Genomic DNA, 20,209 nt, shown 5'->3' on the forward strand with positions numbered 1-20,209 from the left:
GTCTGATCGTGGGGTGGGGCGGCACTGAGGTAGGCCCCGCGAGCAGGGAGCCCCCACGGTCTACACCGACGATTCTGATTCTAGCGCAAGCGTTGAACAGTGTCAATGGAGGCGAAAAATCGAGGAATACCGCCGTGCCCCGCGCGGCCACGGGGCACGGCTCTGTCAGTCCCGCTGGACCAGGCGCACCAGCACCGTGAAGAGGAGCATGGCCAGCGCGCCCAGCATGAAGAAGAAGACCCGTTCCTGCTTTTCCGGTGGAATGTAGTCCGAGGCCAGGTCCTGGGCCACGTCCCTGGCCACCTGGACGGCGACCCGGGTGGCCGATGGACCGGTTCCCGCGGAGGTAGAGGAGGTAGAGGTCGAAGCGTCCTTGGACGTGGACGGGGCGGACGCCTGGGCATCACCGCCCTCCGTCGCATCGCCCTCGGTCGCACTGGCCGCCTTCGCCTGGCCGCCATTCGCCGGCGCGGGCTCCGCCTCTGCAGCCGGGGCCTCTTCCGGCGGGTGGAGGCGGGCCTGGAGTTGTTCCTCCAGGGCCTGGAGCCCCTGGCGCACCAGGGAGCGCGCGGTGCTGTCCAACAGGCGCTGGCCTACGCTGGCGATGCGGCCGCCCACCTGGGCCTCCCCCGCGTACTGAAGCAGGGTCCCGCCGTCCTCGGTGTCCTGCAGCTCCAGGGTCCCTTCGCCGTTGACGAAGCCCGGCGTGCCCTGGCCGCTCACCCGCAGGCGATAGCGCTCCTTGGGCTGGATGTCCGTCAACTCCACCTCGCCTTCAAAGCGCCCCTGGACCGGCCCCACTCGAACGTGCATGGCGGCCTTGTAGCGATTTTCGTCCACCTTTTCCAGCTTTTCACCGCCGGGCAGCGCCTTGGCCAAAACGGTGGGATCCATCAACGCGTCCCAGACCACATCCCGGGGAGCGCTGAAGGTGTGTGTGCCTTTAATTTCCATGGTCGGCTCCTTGGGACGTTGAAACGCCGGATGGTTTCAACATCTTAATGGCAGCCACAGGTGCCGCCGCCACAACAGCCCCCTCCGACGCCGACCGGCTGAAGGCCCCCCTCACCGCTGGCTTTGACGCTGCTGGCGAATAAAGATAGAATGCGCTGCGAGGACTCCCGGGCACAGTGGGGACAGGCGACCGGCGCATCCGCCATGGAGGACGGGCGCAGCGACTCGAACGTGGTGTTGCATTCCGGGCAGAAATACTCGTACAGTGGCATGCTCAGCTCCTTGATCTGGACGGGTCGCTTACCATTGTTCAGGCCAGTGATCTGGCCCCATTGTATGCGGTTGACCGGCCGACGTCAAGGAGGTGACCAGGGGACTGGGTAATTGGGTGATTGGGTGACCAGGAGAGTATCTCGCCCAATCACCGAATCACCCGATCCCCCGATCACCGACTCCCCCCTTGTCCCTGGGTTGGATTTTCGCCGGGACGCCCGGCCTGTGGTATCTTGTTAGACAATGGCAGAAGAACGATTGCAGAAGGTCATGGCGGCGGCCGGGGTAGGCAGCCGCCGGGCCTGCGAGAAATTGATAGAGGCCGGCCTGGTCCAGGTGAACGGCCAGACAGTCACCGAGCTGGGCACCAAGGTGGACCCGGAACAGGTCCAGATCACGGTGCGGGGTCGGCCCATTTCCCTGCCCAAACGCCACGTCTACATCAAGGTCCACAAGCCCCGGGGCGTCATCAGTGACATGGGTGGCGCGACCCACGGACGGCAGACGGTGGCCGACCTGCTGCCGCCGGAGTTGCGCCGGGTCTTTCCCGTGGGCCGCCTGGATCTGAAGAGTGAGGGCCTGGTGCTGCTGACCGACGACGGCGAGCTAGCCCACCGGTTGACCCATCCCCGCTACGAGCACGAGAAGACCTACTTCGTGCTCGTGCCAGAGCGCCCCTCGGCCGAGGCATTGACCCAGCTCCGGGAGGGTATCGATCTGCCCACCGGGCGAACCGCACCGGCCCGGGTGCGGGTGATCCCCAGGCTGCCGGCGGAGCTGCGGCTGGCCCCAGGCCCCCAAAAGGGCGTCTGGCTGGAAATGGTCCTGCGGGAAGGGAAAAAACGCCAGATCCGCCACATGACCGCCGCAGTGGGCTACCCGACCCTCCGCCTGGTGCGCTGGGCCATCGGCCCCCTGACCCTGGGCGACCTACCCGCAGGCCAGACTGCTCCCCTGAGCCGCCAGGAGGTGGCCGCGCTGCGCCAGACCATCCAGCAGGGGCAGGAAAGCCGCAAGGGCAGACGCCCCCGGCGGCGGTGACAGGACAGCCAGGGGCAACGAACGAGGCGGTGGCGTCGCAGGGGGGAGCTCAGCGGGCCAGGCCCAACCTGGAGAGAGAGTGGGGATGGACATTCAGCCACGGGATGGAGCAGCTCCCGGCCACCAGTCAGCCGGGCCAGACGACCCACGGGTGCAGGCCTTGCGGGCCCATCTGCGCCCGGCCATTATCGCCATGGACGGGCCCGCCGCCTCGGGCAAAAGCACTGTGGGCTATCGCCTGGCCGCGCTGCTGGACTTCCTCTTTTTTGACACCGGGGTCATGTACCGGGCGGTAACCTGGGTCGCCCTGGCCCGGGGGGTCGACATCCAGGACGCGGAAGCCGTCGGCCGCCTGGCCGAAACGGTGGAGCTGGACGTCCGCCCGCCCAGGGCAGGCGAGGAGGACGGCCGCCACTGCACCGTCCTGGCCGATGGGGAAGACATCACCTGGCAGATCCGCGCGCCGGAGGTGGACCGCCAGGTCTCGGTGGTCTCGGCCATGGGCCGGGTCCGGCGGGCCCTCACAGTGCAGCAGCGCCGCATCGGCCAGGCCTACGGCGCCGGCACCCAGGAGAAAGCCGGCATCGTCATGGTGGGCCGGGACATCGGCACGGTGGTCTTTCCCCAGGCCCCGCTCAAACTCTACATCGATGCCTCGGCCGAGGAGCGGGCCCGCCGCCGCCATCGGGAACTGCTCGCCCGGGGCAAGGCAGTCTCCTTCGAGGAAGTGCTGGCGGATATGGTCCGGCGGGACAGGCTGGACAGCGAGCGGGACCTTTCTCCCCTGCGGACCGCCCCCGATGCCCTGGTCATCGACACCACCGGCCTCACCCCGGACCAGGTGTTGGAGCGCATTCTGGACCTGGCCTGCGCCCGGCTGGCGGTTAACCCATAGTACCAGGGGCCAGCCGGCCCCAACCCACCGACCACCGATCATCCACACCTGCCCACGGGAGGTACCATGTCCGAGTCATCCCTGACCCGCGAGCAGAAGATCGAACTCTATTACTGGATGTGCCTGACCCGCATCTTTGACGACATGATGGTGGCCTACTGGAAACAGGGCAAGGGCCTGGGCGGCACCTTCAGCCAGCGAGGCCACGAGGCCATCAGCGTGGGCAGCGCCTACGCGCTGGAGCCCGACGACGTGGTGGCGCCCATGCACCGGGACCTGGGCTGCTACCTGCTGCGGGGGATCACCCCCCGGCGCATCTTTGCCAACCTGCTGGGCAAGGCCACCGGCGTCAGCCGGGGGCGGGACGCCAACCTCCACGGCATGGGCGACCTGAACCACAACATCATCGGCTACATCAGCCACCTGCCCCAGTCCCTGCCCGTCACCGTGGGCGTGGCCATGAGCTTCCGCTACCGCAACGAGCCCCGGGTGGCCATGACCTACGTGGGGGACGGCTCCAGCAGCGCCGGCCTCTTCCACGAATCCCTGAACCTGGCCTCGGTCCACAAGGCGCCGGTGGTGGTGATTGTGGAGAACAACCAGTACGCCTACTCCACGCCCCTGCACCAGCAGATGAACATCCAGGACATCGCCATCCGGGCTGCAGGCTACGGCATCCCCGGCGTGGTGGTGGACGGCAACGACGTGGAGGCGGTCTACGCCGCCACCAAGGAGGCGGTGGACCGGGCCCGGCGGGGGGAAGGGCCGACCCTCATCGAGTGCAAGACCATGCGCATGCTGGGCCACGCCATCCATGACGGCGCCGAGTACGTCCCCCGGGAGCTGCTGGCCGAGTGGGAGGCCAAAAACCCGGTACTTCGCTTTGAACAGCGCCTGCTGGCGGAGGGTCTGGTCGACCAGGCGGAGATCGACGAGATCCGCCAGCGCTGCCAGGTGGAGGTGGCCGACGCCATCGAATTTGCCGAGCAGAGCCCCTACCCCGATCCCGAGACCCTGGAAGAAGGAGTCTACGCTCCCTGAGGCAGGCAAGTCCCTTTTTGACTCTCCTGCAACAAGGGCCTTCTTTAACGCAAAGGCGCAGCAGGCGCAAAGGATTTCCAGAGAGAATCCTGGCAAAACCTGTGTTCATCTGTGGAATCTGTGATTTCTACAGCGGAGTCATTTCGGAGAGGAAGATGAAGACAGCCGTTGCAACGGAGGCCCACGTGGCCACAGCCGACCAGGCCGATGCCCCGGCAGCCGTCCGGGAGATGACCTACCTGGCTGCCATCCGGGAAGCCCTGCAGGAGGAGATGCGCCGGGACCCCAACGTGCTGATCCTGGGCGAGGATGTGGGGGGCACTTTCGGTGGCGCCTTCAAGGTGACCCAGGGCTTTGCCGAGGAGTTTGGCGACCGCCGGGTGATGAACATGCCCCTGGCAGAGCTGGCCTTTGTCAGCGCGGCCACCGGCATGGCCCTCATGGGCCTGCGGCCGGTGGTGGAGATCCAGTTCGCCGACTTCATCACCACCGCCTTCGACAGCATTGTCCAGTTCGCCGCCACCAACTACTACCGCTGGCAGGCTCCGGTGCCCTGGGTCATCCGCGCGCCGGCGGACGGCGGCATCCGCTCCGGTCCTTTCCACAGCCAGAACCCGGAAGCGTGGTTCGTCCACACGCCGGGGCTGAAGGTGGTGGCGCCGGGCACGCCCGCCGACGCCAAAGGGCTGCTCATCGCCGCCATTCGGGACAACAACCCGGTCATCTACCTGGAGAGCAAGACCCTCTACCGCAGCCTGAAGGGGCCCGTGCCGGCCGGCGAGTACGTGGTGCCCATCGGCCAGGCCCGCCTGGCCCGGGAGGGGGAACACCTCTCCATCATCACCTACGGCACCCAGCTCCGGGAATCCCTGGCCGCGGCAGAACGGCTGGCTCAGGAGGGCATCGAGGCCGAGGTGCTGGACCTGCGCACCCTCAAGCCCCTGGACCGGGAGGCCATTCTCCAGACCGTGCGCAAGACGGGCAAGATCCTGATCGTCCACTCGGCCAACCGCCTGGCCGGCGTGGGGGCAGAGCTGGCCGCGCAGATCGCGGAGGACGCCTTTGAGTGGCTGGACGCGCCCATTCGGCGTCTGGGCGGGGCAGACACACCCATCCCCTTCAGCCCGCCCCTGGAGGACGCCTATCGCCCTGACGCGGAAAAGATCTACCGCCTGGCCAGGGAGCTGGCAGCGTATTAGCGGATCGCCCCCCTTGCACAACCCACCCCATTCACCATCCTGGAGCCACCGGGAAGCCCCATGAAACTGGCCACTCTTTGCTATGTCAAGTTCGGCGGCAAGACCCTGATGATCCACCGGATCAAGAAGGAAAACGACATGCACGCCGGCAAGTGGAACGGCCTGGGCGGCAAGCTGGAGCCGGGCGAGACGCCCGAGGAGTGTGTGATCCGGGAGGTGCGGGAAGAGAGTGGCCTGACCATCGTGGCGCCCCAGTTGCGGGGCATCCTCACCTTTCCCGCCTTCAACCAGGAGGAAGACTGGTACGCCTTCGTCTTCGTGGCCCATCGCTTTCACGGCCAGCTCATCGACTCCAGCGAGGGCGAGCTGGCCTGGATCGACGACCACCGGCTCCTGGAGCTGGAGCTGTGGGAGGGCGACCGCATCTTCCTGCCGTGGCTGGAACAGGAACGCTTCTTCTCCGCCAAATTCGTCTATCAGGCGGGCAAATTGACGGATTACTCTGTCGTCTTCTATACTCCAGATGGATACACGCCCGCTGGCAGGGGGGGAGTGGCCGACAGTCCCGCAAGGGAATCGGGGCCTGCCGTCCCCACCTACCGGCCGGAAGACGATGCCGAATGCTGGGTCTGCCATGGGCCGGTGATCAAACGGCACTGCAAGATTGTCTGTCTGCGCTGTGGCTTCACCCGGGATTGCAGCGATCCCTGAAGCCGGCGGCGTGAACAGACGGATGACCCACCGCTCGGAGAGATGATGAAGAGGCCGGGGAATCAGACCACCGGGGAACGAACCTATGACCAAGGCACGTGAAAAGTGGCTCCATTTTTTGAACCGCCTGAATCCCCTGGGCACGGAGCAGGTGCGCCCCCCGCGCCGGGAAACGGAACACGGCGAGGCTGTCCTCCCCTACCCCGCGGCCAAAAAGGGCAAAACCAACGAATATGTGGTCATCGGCCTGGGGCGTTTTGGCACCTCCGTGGCCAAGACCCTGGTCAGCTACGGGCGCAACGTATTGGCCATCGACAGCGACTACAACCGGGTGCAGGAGTTGAGCACCTCCCTCCCCCACGTCATCCAGCTGGATGCCACCAACTACGAAGCCCTTAAACAGGCCGGCGTGGACGAGTTCGACACAGGGCTGGTCTGCATTGGCACCGACTTCGAGAGCAACGTCCTGGCCACGGTGCTGCTGAACCGGCTGGGCGTGCAGCGGGTCATCGCCAAGGCCCGCACCCGCACCCAGAAGGAGATCCTGCTCCGGGTGGGCGCGGATGAAGTCATCCTGCCTGAGCACGAAGCGGGGGTGCGCCTGGCCCGCAAGCTGGCCGCCGGGCACTTCATTGATTACCTGGAAGTCAGCAACGACGTGGGCATCGTGGAGCTGGTGGCGCCTTCCAGCTTCTGGGGGCATACCTTTGCCGAGCTGGCCCTGCGCCAGCGCTACGGCCTCACCGCCATGGCCGTGCGCCGGGGGTCAGAGCTCATCGTCAGCCCCAGCGCCAACTTCCGCATCGAGCCCAACGACATCCTGGTGGTGCTGGGCAAGATCGAAGATGCCGAGCGATTGAATCAGTAGGAGCGGGTTCGCAACCCGCCCGATGTCATCATGCCCGTAGGGGCGGGGCTTGCCCCGCCCGATGTCATCATAGAAAGAGACGTATTGTGCGCATCATGGATGTGAGCACGGCCCGGCGCACCATCCTGCGCCGGCCGGCATGGGATGAGATCCAGGTTCCCGATCAGGTCCTGGACCGCAACCAGGCGCTCTTCGGCGAACGCCTGACGCCCGACGAAGCGGTGCGCCGCATCCTGGCCGATGTGCGGACCCGGGGCGACGAAGCCCTCCGGGCGTGGACAGCCCGGCTGGATGGGGTGGAGGTGCCGAACCCGGTGGTGGATGGAGCGGCCATCCAGGCGGCCTACGACCAGGTGGAGCCGTCGGTGGTGGACGCGTTGCGGGTTGCGGCCCGGCGCATCGAGGCCTTCCACCGGCGCCAACCGGCCCTGAGCTGGATCCACAACGACCATGAGGGCACCGTGGGCCAACTGGTGCGCCCCATCGAACGGGTGGGCGTCTACATCCCAGGCGGCACCGCGCCCCTGCCCAGCTCCCTGCTCATGACGGCCATCCCGGCCCGGGTGGCCGGCGTGCCCCATGTGGCCGTCATCACCCCGCCCCAGCGAGAGAGCGGCCTGCCCCACCCGGCCACCCTGGTGGCGGCGGACATCGCCGGTGTGGATGTGGTCTACGCGGCCGGGGGCGCCCAGGCCATCGGCGCCCTGGCCTTCGGCACCGAAAGCGTCCGGCGGGTGGATAAGATCTGCGGCCCCGGCAACCTCTACGTCACCCTGGCCAAGCGCCAGGTCTTCGGCCTGGTGGGCATTGATGGCCTGCCCGGCCCCACGGAGACGGTGGTCATCGCCGACGAGCACGCCAACCCTGAGCTGGCCGCGGCGGACCTGCTGGCCCAGGCCGAGCACGACATCCTGGCCTGTGCCATCCTCCTGACTCCCAGCCGCCCCCTGGCAGAGGCTGTCCAGGCGGCGGTCCTCCACCAGATGGAAGAGCTGGAACGCAGCGAGACCATCCAGGGCTCCCTGGCCCGGGGCAGCGGGATTGTGGTCACCGAAAACCTGGACCAGGCCTTCGAGCTGGCCAACGAGTATGCGCCGGAGCACCTCTGCCTGCTGGTGGCGGATCCCTGGCGTCACCTGGAGCAGGTACGCCACGCCGGGGGTGTCTTCCTGGGTGAAGGCAGCTTCGAGGTGTTGGGTGACTACGTGGCCGGCCCCAGCCACGTGATGCCCACCGGCGGCACCGCCCGCTTTGCCAGCCCCATCAACGTCAACGACTTTGTGAAAATTGTCAGCATCGTCGGGCTCAACGCCCAGGCCCTGGCGGCCATCGGCCCGGCGGCAGCCACCCTGGCCCATGCCGAAGGATTGACCGGCCACGCCGCGGCCGTTCGCCGCCGCCTTCAGGATGAAAGTCCGAAATGAAGTCCAAAGTCCGGAGTCCGAAGTCAAGAATCAGGACTTCGGACTTCTAACGCGCACCAGGTTCAGACCATGAGCGACTTCCACCCACAACAATATCTGCGCCCCCACATCCGGGAGATGGAGGAGTATACCCCCATCCAACCCTTCGAAGTGTTGAGCAAACGCCTGGGCATCCCGGCTGCCCGCATTGTAAAACTGGACGCCAACGAGAACCCCTACGGTCCCGTTCCCGGGGTGGCCGAGGCCCTGGCCGAGTATCCCTTCTACCACATCTACCCGGATCCCCAGCAGGAAGAACTGCGCGCGGCCCTGAGCCGGTTCGTGGGCGTGCCCGCGGAACACATCCTGCCCACCCACGGCGCCGACGAAATGCTGGACTACCTCTGCCGCCTCTTCCTGGGGCCAGGCGACCGGGTGATCAACTGCCCGCCCACCTTCGGCATGTACAGCTTCGACGCCGGCCTGGTGGGCGCGCAGGTGGTGGAAGTGTGGCGACGGCACGACCACAGCGTGGACGTGGACGGCATCGAACGGGCCGTGCAAGAGGCGCAGGCCGACACCTTCCCCCGCCTGCTCTTCCTCACTTCACCCAACAACCCTTCCGGCACCTGGCTGCCCGACGAAGATCTGCGCCGGCTATTGGCTTTGCCCCTGCTGGTGGTGCTGGACGAGGCCTACGTGGAGTTCGCCGACCACCCCAGCCGGGCGCCCTGGGTGCTGGAGCACGAGAACCTGGTGGTGCTGCGCACCTTCAGCAAGGCCGCGGGCATTGCCGGCCTGCGCCTGGGCTACGGCATCTGCCCGGCCTGGCTCATGGCCCAACTCTGGAAGTTTAAGCAGCCCTACAACGTCAACGTGGCCGCCACCGTGGCCGGCCTGGCCAGCCTCCGCCATGTGGACCAGATCCTGGAGGTGGTGGGGCGCCTCAAGGCGGAGCGGGAACGGCTCCTGGCCGGCCTGCAGCAGGTGCCTTACCTGCGCCCCTATCCTTCCCAGGCCAACTTCATCCTGTGCGACGTGGTGGGGCTGGATGCCCTGGCCCTGAAGCAGGCCCTGGAGCAGCGGGGCGTGCTGGTGCGCCACTACAACAAGCCCGGCCTGGCCAACTGCATCCGCATCTCCGTGGGGCGTCCGGACCAGACCGACCGGCTGCTGGAAGAGCTACACAGCCTGGCCCTTGAAACACGCTGACCCCCCCACCGCCAAACCATCGCCGTAGATCTAGCGCAGCAGAGCCAATCCCAGAACATTTCCACCGGAAAGCAGAGCAACCCGTGTTCGACCTACTCATCCGCAACGGTACCATCATCGACGGCAGCGGCGCCCGGCGCTACCAGGCCGACGTGGGCATCCAGGGGGACACCATCGCCCAGATCGGCGATCTGCGGGAAGCGCCGGCCCATCGGACCATCGACGCCGCCGGCAAGGTCGTGGCGCCCGGCTTTGTGGACGTCCACAACCACTCCGACGCCTGGCTGCTCAAGACGCCCCACCTGGTCTCTAAGACGGCCCAGGGCTTCACCACCGAGGTGATCATGGCCGACGGCATCTCCTACGCGCCGGTCAACGCCCACACGGTCCGCCCCTGGATCTACTACCTGCGCGCCCTCAACGCCCTGCGCCAGGAGGAGTACACCGGCTGGGAGAGCCTGGCCGACTACATGGCCACCCTGGCCGGCCGCAACGTCCAGAACAGCATCCCCCACATCCCCTACGCCAACGTGCGCGCCCTGGTCTGTGGCTTCGGCCCCGCCGCGCCCGATGACTTCCAGCGCCGGGCCATCGTGGCCGAAATTGAACGGGGGATGGAGGCCGGCGCGGTGGGCCTTTCCACCGGCCTGGACTACATTGTCCAATGCTTCGCCAGTACCGACGAACTGGTGGAAGCCTGCCGTCCCCTGGCCGCCAGTCAGGGGCTCTACGTGACCCACATGCGCTACAAGGTGGGTATCCTGCGCGCCCTGGAGGAGGCAGTGGAGATCGGCAAACGGGCCGGGGTGCCGGTCCACATCTCTCACCTCAAGGGCGGTAGCCCCGAGCTCACCCAGGCCATCCTGGACTACATCGACCGGGTCGCGGTCAACGAGGTGGACTTCTCCTTCGACGTCTACCCTTACATGCCGGGCTCGACCATGCTCAACTACCTGCTGCCTTACGAAGTATGGGTGGAGGGTCCTCTGGGTGTGCTGCCCCGGCTGGCGGATCCCCAGGTCCGGGCCCACTTTGCCCAGGGCCTGGCCTTCCTGGACCTGGAAGAGACTTACATCGCCTGGGTGGCCAGCAAAGAGAACAGCCACCACCAGGGCAAAAGCGTGGCCCAGTATGTGGATGAGGTGGGGCGATCGCCGGCCGACGCGCTGGCGGATCTGCTCATCGAGGAGAACCTGGCCGTGCTGCTGGTCATGCACCAGGGGGAGGATGCCCTCATCGACCCCTTCCTGGCCCACCCCTGCTACATGATGGGCAGCGACGGCATCTACCACGAAGACGGCGGGATCCATCCCCGGCAGTACGGATCTGCCCCACGGCTGCTGGGCCCGTGCGTGCGGGAGAAGGGCCTCTTCAGCCTGGAGGAGGCGATCCACAAGCTGAGCGGCCGTCCGGCGGCGCGCTTCGGCCTGACGCGGCGGGGCCAGGTGCAGGAAGGTTGGTTCGCCGATATCACCATCTTCGATCCGGAGATCATCCAGGACCGGGCCACCTACGGTGATCCCCATCAGCTCCCGGTGGGTATGGAGCACGTGATCGTCAACGGCGTGCCCGTCATCCAGCATGGCGCGCCGGTAGAGCCGCTGCCCGATCCCCTGCCTGGCCGCACCCTGCGTTTTCGGGGGTGAAGATTGAAGATTGAAGAGTTGGAACCTACAACCTGTAGCCCGTAGACGGAGAGAGTGACTGTGACCCGGACTGCGCAGATTGTCCGCACCACCCGTGAGACCCAAATTGAGTTGACCCTGGCCCTGGATGGCCGGGGGCAGGCCGACATCCAGACAGGTATCGGCTTTCTGGACCACATGTTGACCCTGCTGGCCGGCCACGGGCTCTTCGACCTGACGGTCCGGGCCCAGGGCGACCTGCACATCGACGAGCACCACACCGCCGAGGATACCTTCATCTGCCTGGGCCAGGCCCTGGACCAGGCGCTGGGTGACCGTCGGGGCATTGTGCGCACGGCCCACAGCTATGTCCCCATGGACGAGGCCCTGGCCCTGGTGGCGGTGGACCTGGGCGGCCGTCCCTATTGTGTTTTCGATGCCCAGTTTGTCACCCCTCGGCTGGGCCAGTTGGGCACCGACCTGCTCTTCCACCTCTTCGAGAGCCTGGCCATCCATGGCCGCATGAACCTCCACGCCCGGGTACTCTACGGGCGCAACGACCACCACAAGGCCGAGGCCCTCTTCAAGGGCCTGGCCCGGGCCCTGGACGGCGCCACCCGCCTGGATCCTCGACGCCAGGATGTGCCCAGCACCAAGGGCACCCTGACGGCCTGAAGGCGAGCCCGGGCACCATGACCGACAACCCCACGCCCAGCAGCGCAACCCTCTATCTGGTGGCCACGCCCATCGGCAACCTGGGGGACATCACCCTACGTGCCCTGGAGACCCTGCGCCAGGTGGACTTCGTGGCCAGTGAAGATACCCGTAAGACGGGCCGTCTGCTTCAACATTTCGATATCCAGAAGCCCCAGATTGCCTTTCACGAGCACAACGAGGCCCAGGCCGGCGCCCGCATCCTGGCACTGCTGCAGGAGGGCAAATCGGTGGCCCTGGTGACCAACGCTGGCACGCCCGGCATCTCCGACCCGGGCTTCACCCTGGTGCGCAAAGTGGTGGAGGCCCAACAGGCTGGCGCCGACATCGGCCTGACCATGATCCCGGGCCCCAGCGCCCTGGTGATGGCCCTGGTTCTCTCGGGCCTGCCAGTACACAGCTTCACCTTCCGGGGCTTCCCGCCCCGCAAGCCGGGCCCCCGCCGGCGCTTTCTGGCCGTGGACAAGGATTCCCCCCACACCCTCATCTTCTACGAAAGCCCCTACCGGCTGCTGGCTTTCCTGGCCGATGCACTGGAGATTTACGGCGACCGTCCGGCTGCGGTGGCCAACGACCTGACCAAGCTGTATGAAAGTGTTCTGCGCGGCACCCTCTCCTCACTACACGAAGAACTCTCCGGAACCCGCCTGCGGGGCGAGTACGTGGTGATTATCCACGGCGCGCAGGAGCCCAGAGCGACCTGATGCGCGTATGAAACGCGTGTGAAACGGTAGTTGACACCCCTCTCAATCTGTGCTAAAGTAAATTCGAAACGCTAACGTAAGCTTTTCGTTATATTCGTCTTAGCTTCCCAGCCAATCTTAGTTTTCTCAACATCAGCCATCTATCTCCGTCGTTCACGGGGCCAGGTTGTCTCATTTGGCCCGGATGCCTCCCTCCCCGAGAGGCGGTGAGCACCCATCACCCCCAGCCAGGGTCGCAGGAACTCGTCCCATCCCCGGCTGTGGGCGGCAGAGTATATACAGGGTCTGTTCGCTTTGCCCCTGCTGGATCCATGGGCCGTTGCCCGCGCCCAGGTGGCATGGTCACCGGACTCCCCCGAGCTGGATGGCCCCATGGGCCACAAGCCCTTCATAACCCGGTTGGCATGGCTGCCAGCCGAAGGTGGATCAAGAGGGAAAAGGGTTCGAAATCCCTTCGTAAAGTTTCCAACTCATGGTGAAGGAGGTGAGGATGGCTCAAGATTCCAGGTAGACAGGGTCGGGAAAGGTCTTCTGTATGGAGCCTGCAAGCGGCATAGCCCTGCCCCCAGTCACAGGGACCTTTTCCACGGTTTATCCCTGCCATACAGTTCATTCCCCATGGCATTCGGTGTTGTATCGACTTGCTGTTCACCCGCTGAAAGGACAGAGAGATGTTCAAGAAGCAATATTGGCTGCTGGCTGTGCTGCTGATACTCAGCCTGCTCATCGGCGCCTGCTCCGGGCCCGCCCCTGCGGCGGAAGCCCCGGCCGGGAGCGGTGCAGCCGGGCAGGCGGCGGCCCCGGCACAGGTCGCCGCAGGCAGCTCCCAGCTCCCCGTGGATGTGCCACGTCAGGATCTGTTCGTTATGGACCAGATCTTCCGTTACAGCGTCATCGACAACTACAACTTCTGGATCAACGGTCCGCATGAGCCCCATCGCCATGCCCTGATGATGGAAACCCTCTGGATCCGGGATCAGGAGACCGGTGAACGCATCAACGACGTCGCGGCTTCTGGGCCAGTCTACAATGACGACTTCACCCAGATGGACGTGCAGCTGCGCGACAATATCTACTGGAGCGACGGCGTTCAGTTCACGGCAGACGACCTGATCTATACCGTTGAATTGCTCAAGTCAAACCCCAGCCTCAACAAGGCGGGCTGGTCCACCCAGTTGAACCAATTCATGGAATCGGTGGAAAAGACCGGCGACTTCAGCGTACGCTTCCACCTGACCGGCCCCAACCCCCGCTTCCACAACCTCTTCGAAGCCCGCTGGAACGGCATCTACATGATGCCCAAACACATCTTTGAAGAGGTGGAAGATCCGGCCACCTTCAACTTCAGCCCGCCGGTGGTGTTGGGCGCCTATGTGCCTGTTGAGAGCGATCCCAACGGCTACTGGGAGCTCTTCAAGCTGCGTGAAGACTGGGAGCGCACCCCTGCCGGTATCGTCGTCGGTGAACCGGGTCCTCCCTATGTGCTCACCATCTTCTATGGCGACAGCGCCAAGAAGGCCATCGCCATGTCCCGGGGTGAGCTGGATGTCTACTTCGACGCGGACATTGAGGCCTTCGAAACCACCCTGGACACTACGCCCACTGCCCGGTCCTGGTACACGGACTTCCCCTGGGCCTACCCCAACGAGGTCTCGACTCGCCAGCTGACCTTCAACTTGGACAACCCGCTCTATGCCAACAAGGACGTGCGCTGGGCCCTGGCCCTGGCCCTGAACATCGTGGAGCTACAGACCGAATACATCGGTGGCGTGGCCAAAGTGACACCGGTGCATATCCCGCCCACCTCCACCCTCACCCGGATTTACCTGGATCCGCTGGAGGAGTGGCTGCAGAACCTGGAGATTGAGATCGAACCGGGCGTGATGTACAAGCCCTACGACCCGACCGTGCCTGACCAGATTGCAGCCTGGGCCGAATCGCAAGGGTACCAGGTGCCCGGCACGCCCCGGGAAGTCTTTGGCACCGGCTGGTGGAAGCACGATCCTGAGGTTGCTGAACGGCTGCTCCTCAAGCACGGCTTCAGCCGGGATGGCAACGGCAAATGGCTCACGCCAGACGGCGAACCCTGGGTTATCAACCTGATCTCGCCGCCGGACGAGAACGATGCCTTCCGTATGGCCAACGCCGCCGCCGACATGTGGAGCGACTTCGGCATCGACGTCAACCTGCAGGGGCTGGAGCGAAGCGTCTGGGATCAGAACAACTTCGTCGGCCAGTTTGACGTGACCACGCCGTGGCACAGCATGGCCCTGGCCTCCGGTGACATCTGGCCCGAGAGCCGCGGCCTGCACCCCCAATACTACGTGCCGGCGCCTGAGGATCACCGCTCCCTGGGTGGTAGTAATGTGGGCCGCGTCAACGATCCTCGCATCGGCGAGCTGCTGGACGCCATGCAGGCCGTGAATCCAGATAGCGAGGAGAACTTCGAGCTCGGCCGCGAGTTCCTCAAGCACTGGATCGAGAACATGTACGACATTACCGCCATTTCCTTCAAGAAGTTTGTCACCTGGGATGAGCGCTACTGGACCGGGTTCCCCACGGCGGAGAATCCCACCTACATGCCGCTCTACTGGTTCCAGGGTGGCAAGTTCCCCATTCAGGATCTGGATCCTGTAGGCCAGTAACAGGCCCATGAGGCGTGAAACGGGATGCGAGGGGGTGGCCTCCCTTTACCTATCCCGTTTCACGCCTCGCCGTGCCACCAGAGTCAGGTTCCAGAGCTTTCCCGTGTAGAGGGATACTGTCATGACGTTATTCAAAGAGTACATTTTGCCCCGACTTGTCCAGTGGATCCTGGTCATTTTCATCGGGGTCACGGTTACCTTCCTCATTCCGCGTCTCTCGCCGGTTAATCCGGTCGACCAGGCCCTCGGCCGCATGACGGCCTTTCAGACCCTCAGCCCCGAGGCTACATTGGAGTTGCGCCAATCCCTGCTGGATCTGTATGGTCTGGAGGGCTCGTTGCTGGACCAGTACCTCAACTTCTGGAAACGGGTCCTGCGAGCCGACCTGGGCCCCTCCTTCACATCCTTTCCCATGACCGTCAACGCCATTATCGGCAACGCCATCTGGTGGACGGTGGGATTGTTGGGCACGACCGTCGTGCTCTCCTGGATCCTGGGAGTGATTCTGGGGGGATTGGCCGGCTATTTTCGCAATCGCTGGTGGTCCCAGCTTTTGGAAAATACGCTGATCATTATCTACCCCATCCCCTATTACATCGTGGCCTTCGTCCTGTTGATGATCTTCGCCTACTACTTCCCCATTTTCCCGCTGGTCGGTGGAGCACGGGGTACACCCAGCTTCTCTTGGAGCTACCTCAGCAGCCTGCTGGAGCATGCCTTCCTGCCGGCGCTGTCCATCATTCTTGGTGCCACCGCCTTCCGCTTCATCATGTCAAAGGCGCTGGCCAGCACCGAAGTGTCCAGCGACTACGTGCAGTATGCGGAGATGGCTTCTTTGCCCAGGCGCAGGATCCTCTTCTCCTATGTACTCCGCAACACCATGTTGCCCCAGGTGACGGATCTGGGCCTTTCCCTGGGTGCGATCTTTGAAGGCGCACTCATCACCGAGTTTGTATTTGGTTATCCGGGTCTTGGCAGCGCCCTCTACGTCGCCATTGTCTCTGCGGACTACAACCTGATCATGGGGATCGCCCTGCTCTCCATCTTTGGCATTGCCACGGCGTCCCTGCTGGTCGATCTCACCTATCCGCTCCTCGACCCGCGCGTTCGCTACCGATAGTTCACGGGAAAGGCACACCCATGGTTGTCATACGAGATCTTCTTCGTTTCAGTCCATCCTTTCGGGTCGGCGCCCTCATCCTGGTGGTTGTCCTGGCGCTGGTGGTTCTTTCGTTCTTCTCCCCCTACGCGCCGGATGATCGGCGGGTGGTGCCGCGCAATCAACCTCCTTCCCAGGAATATCTGCTGGGCACAACGTCCACTGGCCAGGATGTCTTTTGGATGTTGACCTACGCGGTGCGCAACACCCTGATCATTGCCAGCATCGCCGTCCTCATCGGACGCAGCATCGGCGTGCTGCTGGGCATGATCTCCGGCTATCTGGGAGGGACGTTCGACCGGACCATTTCTTCGGTGGTAGATACCTTCATCGTCATTCCCCGGTTACCCCTGGTGATTCTGATTGCCGCCATATTGCGAGGGCAATTGTCGTTTATTGGGTTGGGCCTGCTGCTGGGCCTTCTAGACTGGGCCTACCCCTCCAAACGATACCGCTCGCAGATATTGAGCCTTCGGGAACGGGAATTCACCTACACAGGCATTTATGCGGGGATGGGCACCTTCAAGATCGTCACCCGGGAGCACCTACCTTTTCTGATTCCATTTCTGATGGCCGATGTGGTCAGTGGCTTCCTCTTTGCCATCGGCTTCGAGGTGACGCTGGCAGTACTCGGCCTGGGCGATCTGAATACCCAGACTGTAGGGACAATGATCTACTGGGGAAACTACTATCAGGCCCTGCTCACCAATCGCACCTGGGTGCTCATTGCGCCCATCGCGGCCTCTGTCTTGACCGTGGTCGGATTCTACCTAGTCTCCCTCGGCCTGGGCAACTACCTGGATCCGCGCACGCGTCTGCTCCGTCTGCAGGTACAGGGATAGAAGCATGCAAGCCACTGTCGAATCCAATATTGTTGAAGTCAACAACCTGCGAGCCTACTACATCACGAAGGCCTACGGGGTTGCTCGCACGGTGCAGGCCGTGGATGGCATCTCGCTGGCCATCAAACGAGGCGAGGTCTACGGCATTGCCGGCGAGTCCGGCTGTGGCAAGTCCACGCTGATGCGGGTGATGCTGGCGGCCCACCAACCACCGCTGACCGTGGTGGAAGGCTCGGTCACCTACCGCTTTGATGATGAGGAGATCTCCGCCCTTTCCTTGACGCCTGAGGAACTGCGGGAGATCCGCTGGAAGCAAGTCTCGTACGTTCCCCAGGGGTCCATGCATGTCTTGAACCCGGTGCGCCGCATTCGCGACACCTTCCACGACTTTATCTCTGCACATCAGTTCGTCAGCAAACAAGAAGCCCTGGAGATGACCCGCGCCTATCTGGCCGAGCTGGGGCTGCCGGAAAAGGTCCTCGCGGCCTATCCCCACCAGCTCTCTGGCGGCATGCGCCAACGGGTGACCATCGCCCTGGCCACGATCCTTTGGCCCAAGCTGACCTTTGCCGACGAACCGACTACCGCGCTGGATGTGCTGGTCCAGCGGGGCGTGATTCAGCTGCTGAAGGAAATCCAGCAGGAGAAGAAGAACACGCTGGTGGTGGTCACCCATGACATGGGCGTCCACGCCAACCTGGCCGACCGCATTGCTGTTCTCTATGCTGGCAAGCTCATTGAGGAAGCCGACACCCGTACCATCTTCAAACGGCCCCAACATCCCTATACCCAGTACCTGATCCAATCGCTTCCCAAAATCGAGGACAAGACAGAGCGGGTGAGCATCCCCGGGCGCCCACCTGCCCTGGATAATCCACCCAGCGGATGCCGATTCCATCCCCGCTGTCCCTACGCCATGCCCATCTGCAAGAAGGAGGCACCTCCGCTCATTGAAAGTGAACGGGGACATCGGGTTGCCTGTTTTTTGGTGTCAGAGGAACAAGAGAATGTCCCAGAACGCTACCGAGAATTTGCTGCAGGTTAAAGATCTCACCAAGATTTTCAACATTCGCCAGGGACTGTCCACCAAGCACTTCACCGCTGTGGACCGTGCGAACTTTTCCATCCACGCCGACCGGCCAGAAATTCTGACCATCGCGGGTGAAAGCGGCAGCGGCAAGACTACCATAGCGCGCATGATTTTGGGCCTGGAGGATCCTAGCGCAGGCGCGATCTACTACAAAGGCCGGGACGTCACCAAGATCAACAAGAAAGAACGGCGCTCCTGGTTCATGCGTGAGGTCCAGCCCATCTTTCAGGATCCATTCGCCACCTTCAGCCCGCTCAAGCGCGTGGATTCCTACCTGTACGAAACCGCACGCAACTACCGCATGGTGAAACGCGACCGCGTCGACGCCTACATCGACGAAGCGCTGCACTCGGTGGGGCTTTCCCTCCAGGAGGTGAAGGGGCGTTATCCCAACGAACTTTCAGGCGGCCAGGTGCAACGCATCTCCATCGCCCGCGCACTGCTGACCAAACCCTCCCTCCTGGTGGCGGATGAACCGGTCTCCATGCTGGACGCCTCCCTGCGCATGTCCATCGTCAATCTCTTCATGCGGTTGAAGGAAGAGCGGGGGGTGAGCGTGATTTACATCACCCACGACCTGGCCACGGCCTACTACGCCGCCGACCGCATCGCGGTGATGCTGCGTGGCTGGATCGTGGAAGCCGGCCCGGTGGAAGATGTGCTGGCCCGCCCGCTCCATCCGTACACCAAAATCCTCAAGGAGTCGGTGCCCCAGGCCGATCCCGACCGCAAGTGGGAGGAGACCGCCACCCTGGCCACTCTTGAGACAGAGGAATACTTGCGGGCAGGCTGCAAATTTGCCAGCCGCTGTCCGGCAACGATGGATGTCTGCAAAACGACCGTGCCCGACAACTACGCAGTCGCCGGACGCACCGTCAAATGCTTCCTTTACGACGAAAAGACTGTGGGTGCTGAATCGGTCGCCCGCCATGTCCAGGGTGAGATCCCGCTGATGCCGGCCATGACCTGATGCCTCCTGGTTCCCCTGTCATCCCGTCGCGGGTCACGTCGTCAGGGAGCAATGCCCATGCCCGACTACCTGTCCATCACGGAAGTACCCGGCGCGCCGGTCAACCGAGAGCAACTGGGGCGCATGGTGCTCCGCTACAGCCTGGCTGCCGCCCTGGCGGATGGCCGCCCTACCCTGGAGGTGGGGTGTGGTGCTGGCATTGGCCTGGGCCTGCTGCTGGATCGGGCGGCCCCGCTGGTCGCCTGTGACGGCTCCTTCGGGGCCGTCTCCCTGGCACGGCAGTCCCTGGGCCATGCCGTCCCCCTGGCCCAGGCCGATGCCCACTACCTGCCCTATCGTGAGGACACCTTCGATTTCATCTTCAGCTTCGAGATGATTTATTATCTGGCGCGGCCCATCCAATTCCTGGGGGAATGCCATCGCCTCCTGACCCGGGGAGGGCAGATCCTGGTGGGCACCAGCAATCCAGACTGGCCTTTTTTCGTGCCTGGCCAGCTCAGCGTGCACTACCCCACCGCACCGGAGCTGGTCAGCTGGCTTCGGGCGGCCGGCTTTGAGTCCATCCACCTCTATGGATCCCTGCCGGTGGATCAGATGGGGCGCCGATTTCACACCGTACTGGTGGCCTGGCTGCGCCGCCATCTCCTGCGCCTGGGCATCCTGGCGCAGGACAACCGGCTCACCCGGCTGCTGAAGCGGTTGAGCTACGGCCATCTGACGCCCCTGCCCCGGCAGCTATCCCGGACCATGGGGGTAGCGGCCCCGTTCCGGGAACTGACCGCCATCGATCCCGGCCAGCGGGACCGACGCCACCGGGTGCTCTTCGTGCTGGGCCGGGCAAGAAAAAACCATACATGACGCAG

The 20,209-nt window shown here is 64.2% G+C and carries 18 protein-coding genes and 1 pseudogene; 17 read left to right on the forward strand and 2 right to left on the reverse strand.

The features are described from left to right. Positions 1–165: 165 nt before the first annotated feature. Both FKZ61_RS16100 and FKZ61_RS24480 read right to left on the reverse strand, forming a co-directional pair. Positions 166–954 carry an SRPBCC family protein gene (locus tag FKZ61_RS16100; protein ID WP_141611155.1) on the reverse strand — a complete coding sequence of 263 codons (789 nt, stop codon included), beginning with the start codon at positions 952–954 and terminating at the stop codon, positions 166–168. A 44-nt stretch (positions 955–998) separates the two neighbouring features. Then, positions 999–1,226 carry an FmdB family zinc ribbon protein gene (locus FKZ61_RS24480; RefSeq protein WP_141611156.1) on the reverse strand — a complete coding sequence of 76 codons (228 nt, stop codon included), beginning with the start codon at positions 1,224–1,226 and terminating at the stop codon, positions 999–1,001. A 244-nt stretch (positions 1,227–1,470) separates the two neighbouring features. Between FKZ61_RS24480 and FKZ61_RS16105 the strand changes: the two genes are divergently transcribed. The 17 genes and pseudogenes from FKZ61_RS16105 to FKZ61_RS16185 all read left to right on the forward strand — a co-directional run bounded on the left by FKZ61_RS16105 (position 1,471) and on the right by FKZ61_RS16185 (position 20,204). Beyond that, positions 1,471–2,268, forward strand: coding sequence for a pseudouridine synthase (locus tag FKZ61_RS16105; RefSeq protein ID WP_141611157.1), 798 nt, complete (start codon positions 1,471–1,473; stop codon positions 2,266–2,268). An 85-nt stretch (positions 2,269–2,353) separates the two neighbouring features. Next, the gene (cmk, locus tag FKZ61_RS16110) at positions 2,354–3,163 is read left to right on the forward strand and encodes a (d)CMP kinase (protein WP_141611158.1); all 810 of its coding nucleotides are present in this window, start codon (positions 2,354–2,356) and stop codon (positions 3,161–3,163) included. A 66-nt stretch (positions 3,164–3,229) separates the two neighbouring features. Further along, entirely contained in the window at positions 3,230–4,204 is a 975-nt protein-coding gene (locus FKZ61_RS16115; protein ID WP_141611159.1) for a thiamine pyrophosphate-dependent dehydrogenase E1 component subunit alpha, read from the forward strand. A gap of 230 nt (positions 4,205–4,434) precedes the next feature. Next, positions 4,435–5,403 carry an alpha-ketoacid dehydrogenase subunit beta gene (locus FKZ61_RS16120; RefSeq protein ID WP_407659937.1) on the forward strand — a complete coding sequence of 323 codons (969 nt, stop codon included), beginning with the start codon at positions 4,435–4,437 and terminating at the stop codon, positions 5,401–5,403. A gap of 60 nt (positions 5,404–5,463) precedes the next feature. Continuing rightward, positions 5,464–5,919, forward strand: a pseudogene (locus FKZ61_RS24325) (NUDIX hydrolase); the annotation flags it as partial. 280 nt (positions 5,920–6,199) lie between these two features. Beyond that, a complete protein-coding gene (locus tag FKZ61_RS16130; protein ID WP_141611162.1) occupies positions 6,200–6,982 on the forward strand; it encodes a potassium channel family protein in 783 nt (260 codons plus the stop codon). 95 nt (positions 6,983–7,077) lie between these two features. Further along, positions 7,078–8,406, forward strand: coding sequence for a histidinol dehydrogenase (gene hisD / locus FKZ61_RS16135; RefSeq protein WP_170199845.1), 1,329 nt, complete (start codon positions 7,078–7,080; stop codon positions 8,404–8,406). A gap of 69 nt (positions 8,407–8,475) precedes the next feature. Beyond that, positions 8,476–9,597 (forward strand): histidinol-phosphate transaminase, encoded by a 1,122-nt coding sequence (gene hisC / locus FKZ61_RS16140; protein ID WP_141611163.1) that lies wholly within the window; start codon positions 8,476–8,478, stop codon positions 9,595–9,597. 83 nt (positions 9,598–9,680) lie between these two features. Beyond that, positions 9,681–11,243: an N-acyl-D-amino-acid deacylase family protein gene (locus tag FKZ61_RS16145; protein WP_141611164.1), complete on the forward strand. Its 1,563-nt coding sequence runs from the start codon at positions 9,681–9,683 to the stop codon at positions 11,241–11,243. Positions 11,244–11,303: 60 nt separating this feature from the next. Then, positions 11,304–11,897 carry an imidazoleglycerol-phosphate dehydratase HisB gene (hisB, locus tag FKZ61_RS16150; protein WP_141611165.1) on the forward strand — a complete coding sequence of 198 codons (594 nt, stop codon included), beginning with the start codon at positions 11,304–11,306 and terminating at the stop codon, positions 11,895–11,897. A gap of 17 nt (positions 11,898–11,914) precedes the next feature. Continuing rightward, on the forward strand, positions 11,915–12,640 hold the full coding sequence (gene rsmI / locus FKZ61_RS16155) for a 16S rRNA (cytidine(1402)-2'-O)-methyltransferase (RefSeq protein ID WP_141611166.1): 726 nt from the start codon (positions 11,915–11,917) through the stop codon (positions 12,638–12,640). Between the two features lie 671 nt (positions 12,641–13,311). After that, positions 13,312–15,285, forward strand: coding sequence for an ABC transporter substrate-binding protein (locus FKZ61_RS16160; RefSeq protein ID WP_141611167.1), 1,974 nt, complete (start codon positions 13,312–13,314; stop codon positions 15,283–15,285). Between the two features lie 121 nt (positions 15,286–15,406). Next, positions 15,407–16,405, forward strand: coding sequence for an ABC transporter permease (locus FKZ61_RS16165; RefSeq protein ID WP_141611168.1), 999 nt, complete (start codon positions 15,407–15,409; stop codon positions 16,403–16,405). 20 nt (positions 16,406–16,425) lie between these two features. Continuing rightward, the gene (locus FKZ61_RS16170; RefSeq protein WP_141611169.1) at positions 16,426–17,286 is read left to right on the forward strand and encodes an ABC transporter permease; all 861 of its coding nucleotides are present in this window, start codon (positions 16,426–16,428) and stop codon (positions 17,284–17,286) included. Positions 17,287–17,290: 4 nt separating this feature from the next. Next, positions 17,291–18,331: an ABC transporter ATP-binding protein gene (locus tag FKZ61_RS16175; RefSeq protein WP_141611170.1), complete on the forward strand. Its 1,041-nt coding sequence runs from the start codon at positions 17,291–17,293 to the stop codon at positions 18,329–18,331. After that, complete coding sequence (locus tag FKZ61_RS16180; RefSeq protein WP_141611171.1) at positions 18,294–19,346, forward strand: ABC transporter ATP-binding protein; 1,053 nt, start codon at positions 18,294–18,296, stop codon at positions 19,344–19,346. Before FKZ61_RS16175 ends, FKZ61_RS16180 begins: the two co-directional genes overlap by 38 nt. A gap of 57 nt (positions 19,347–19,403) precedes the next feature. Beyond that, positions 19,404–20,204, forward strand: coding sequence for a class I SAM-dependent methyltransferase (locus FKZ61_RS16185; protein ID WP_170199835.1), 801 nt, complete (start codon positions 19,404–19,406; stop codon positions 20,202–20,204). Positions 20,205–20,209 lie beyond the last annotated feature (5 nt).

The sequence above is a fragment of the Litorilinea aerophila genome (genome assembly GCF_006569185.2).
Classification (GTDB): Bacteria; Chloroflexota; Anaerolineae; order Caldilineales; family Caldilineaceae; genus Litorilinea; species Litorilinea aerophila.

Bases quoted from the DNA above. Each gene is read 5' to 3' on its own strand.
- FKZ61_RS16100 (WP_141611155.1), bottom strand. From the start codon at position 954: ATGGAAATTAAAGGCACACACACCTTCAGCGCTCCCCGGGATGTGGTC.
- FKZ61_RS24480 (WP_141611156.1), bottom strand. From the start codon at position 1,226: ATGCCACTGTACGAGTATTTCTGCCCGGAATGCAACACCACGTTCGAG.
- FKZ61_RS16105 (WP_141611157.1), top strand. From the start codon at position 1,471: ATGGCAGAAGAACGATTGCAGAAGGTCATGGCGGCGGCCGGGGTAGGC.
- cmk (WP_141611158.1), top strand. From the start codon at position 2,354: ATGGACATTCAGCCACGGGATGGAGCAGCTCCCGGCCACCAGTCAGCC.
- FKZ61_RS16115 (WP_141611159.1), top strand. From the start codon at position 3,230: ATGTCCGAGTCATCCCTGACCCGCGAGCAGAAGATCGAACTCTATTAC.
- FKZ61_RS16120 (WP_407659937.1), top strand. From the start codon at position 4,435: ATGACCTACCTGGCTGCCATCCGGGAAGCCCTGCAGGAGGAGATGCGC.
- FKZ61_RS16130 (WP_141611162.1), top strand. From the start codon at position 6,200: ATGACCAAGGCACGTGAAAAGTGGCTCCATTTTTTGAACCGCCTGAAT.
- hisD (WP_170199845.1), top strand. From the start codon at position 7,078: ATGGATGTGAGCACGGCCCGGCGCACCATCCTGCGCCGGCCGGCATGG.
- hisC (WP_141611163.1), top strand. From the start codon at position 8,476: ATGAGCGACTTCCACCCACAACAATATCTGCGCCCCCACATCCGGGAG.
- rsmI (WP_141611166.1), top strand. From the start codon at position 11,915: ATGACCGACAACCCCACGCCCAGCAGCGCAACCCTCTATCTGGTGGCC.
- FKZ61_RS16160 (WP_141611167.1), top strand. From the start codon at position 13,312: ATGTTCAAGAAGCAATATTGGCTGCTGGCTGTGCTGCTGATACTCAGC.
- FKZ61_RS16165 (WP_141611168.1), top strand. From the start codon at position 15,407: ATGACGTTATTCAAAGAGTACATTTTGCCCCGACTTGTCCAGTGGATC.
- FKZ61_RS16170 (WP_141611169.1), top strand. From the start codon at position 16,426: ATGGTTGTCATACGAGATCTTCTTCGTTTCAGTCCATCCTTTCGGGTC.
- FKZ61_RS16175 (WP_141611170.1), top strand. From the start codon at position 17,291: ATGCAAGCCACTGTCGAATCCAATATTGTTGAAGTCAACAACCTGCGA.
- FKZ61_RS16180 (WP_141611171.1), top strand. From the start codon at position 18,294: ATGTCCCAGAACGCTACCGAGAATTTGCTGCAGGTTAAAGATCTCACC.
- FKZ61_RS16185 (WP_170199835.1), top strand. From the start codon at position 19,404: ATGCCCGACTACCTGTCCATCACGGAAGTACCCGGCGCGCCGGTCAAC.